1 protein-coding gene is annotated in these 2,120 nt (G+C 27.4%); it reads left to right on the top strand.

Annotated features, from left to right (window positions below; all coding sequences use genetic code 11):
* Positions 1-237 precede the first annotated feature (237 nt).
* On the top strand, positions 238-1,821 hold the full coding sequence (locus ACRCZX_RS00045; RefSeq protein WP_438580913.1) for a DUF4041 domain-containing protein: 1,584 nt from the start codon (positions 238-240) through the stop codon (positions 1,819-1,821).
* The last annotated feature ends 299 nt before the right edge of the window (positions 1,822-2,120 follow it).

Here is a 2,120-nt window from a genome sequence, read left to right as displayed (position 1 = left end):
AAACCGGCCTAGCTAAAAAAACATCTGTAGCGACGCCGGCGGGGGAGAAGGGCCGGCCACGGAGAGAGCATGCCGTAAACAACGGACTCGCTAAGGCATGCGAACGACCTTCTTTAGCACTGGCAATAAATATCTTTTAAATTTTTCAACTTAAAAATAAAAAATGTTTTAGTTTCTATTATATTTATGTATAATTAAAATAGTATAAACAAATTTAATCAAAACAGGGGGAAAAGAATGACTTTAATTTTATTACTAGTGGTAATTTTATTATTAGTTTTAGTTTTTAAAAAAGAAAAAAAGAATAATATTTTGGTAAAAGAGAGAGATGAATCCTTATCAAAAGCTAAAGATTCAGAAAATGAAAATAATAAATTAAAACTAGAAAATCAAAATACTAAAATTAGAATTGATGAATTAAAAATTTATGAAGAAATGAAAATGACTAAAGATAGAGCTGAAAAAGAAGCTAATTCTTTATTAGAAGCAACTCAGAAAATAGTACAAGAAAATCAAAATGAAAGTTCTATTATTTTAACAAATGCTAAGCATAAAGCTAGAGAAAGTAATCAAAATTCAGAAGAAATTATAGATAAAGCTTTAAAAAAAGCTCATGAAATAGAAGAAAATGCTAAACATAAAGCAAAAGAAATATCTGGAACGGCTTATGAAATTAAAGAGAATGCTGATTTTTATGAATCTGTAGCTCTAGCTATGAAAAATAAAATCGTTGGCTATGGAGACGATTATTTAAAACCTACTCATTCATTAATTGATGATTTAGCAAATGAATATAATTTTTTAGATATTGGAAAAAAATTAAAAGAAGAAAGAGATTTAATTAAAAGAATGGTTATCAATGACATGGCATCTTCTTGTGATTATGTTCAAGCAACTAGATCAAAAACAGCATGTGAATTTGTATTAGATGCTTTTAATGGAAAAGTGGAAAGTATATTATCAAGAGTTAAATCTGATAATTATGGCAAATTAGAACAAGAAATTAAAGATGCTTATATCTTAGTTAATTATAATGGAGTAGCCTTTAGAAATGCTAAAATTGAAGAAAAATACTTAGAAGCAAGATTAAAAGAATTAGAATTATTAGTAAAATTATATCTTTATAAAGAGCAAGAAAAAGAAGAGCAAAAAAGAATTCGTGAACAAATTAGAGAAGAAGAAAAAGTTAAAAGAGAATATGAAAAAGCAATAAAAGAATCTGAAGTTGAAGAAAAAAGAAATCAAAAAGCACTAGATCAAGCTAGAAAAGAATATGAAAAAATAATGGAAACAAAATCTGAAGAAGAAAAAGCTAAATTTGCATTGAAAATTCAAGAATTGGAGAGACAATTAGAAGAAGCAAGTAAAAATAAAGAAAAAGCAATCTCTCAAGCACAATTAACTAAATCTGGCCATGTTTATATAATATCTAATATTGGTTCATTTGGAGAAAATGTTTATAAAATAGGAATGACAAGAAGATTAGATCCATTAGATAGAGTTAAAGAACTTAGTGGTGCATCAGTTCCATTTCCATTTGATATTCATGCTATGATATATTCAGAAGATGCTCCTGGATTGGAAAACAAAATTCATAAAGAATTTAATAATAAAAGTACAAATCTAGTTAATTTAAGAAAAGAATTCTTTACTATAAACTTAGATGAAATTGAAACTTTTGCAAAACAAAATTGCGGAGAATTTAAATTAACAAAATTTGCATTAGCAACTCAATATAGAGAAAGTTTAAAAATGAGAGAGAAAAATATTAGTCCAATTTATGAAGAAGATAATACAGATGAAGAATTAGAAGAGCTATAAGAGAATAGTAGCGTGGTAATTTTTTATTAAAAAAATCCCGCTTCCTGTGAGAGCTTATATACGGCGGGAACGAGCGAATGGCAAGGCACATATCTACAGCCAGAGTAGAGGTGTGAGGCCATTCGCTCTTTTTTTCAATAAAAAATGTGGGTGCTTGGTCTGATATGATACCCATATAGGGCACACATATATTATCAACATTTAATAAAAATATGAAAGTTGGTAGTATATGGCTAAAAAAATTAGATTTACAGCTGAAGAAAAAATGTTTTTTGTTTTAAAATTTAGAGAACTAAATA

It is taken from the genome of Cetobacterium sp. (assembly GCF_051658645.1).
Classification (GTDB): Bacteria; Fusobacteriota; Fusobacteriia; order Fusobacteriales; family Fusobacteriaceae; genus Cetobacterium_A.
This window is presented reverse-complemented; position numbering and strand designations above follow the sequence as displayed.

What these genes read in the sequence shown, in the direction of transcription:
- ACRCZX_RS00045 (WP_438580913.1), top strand. Translation starts at nt 238, where the DNA reads ATGACTTTAATTTTATTACTAGTGGTAATTTTATTATTAGTTTTAGTT.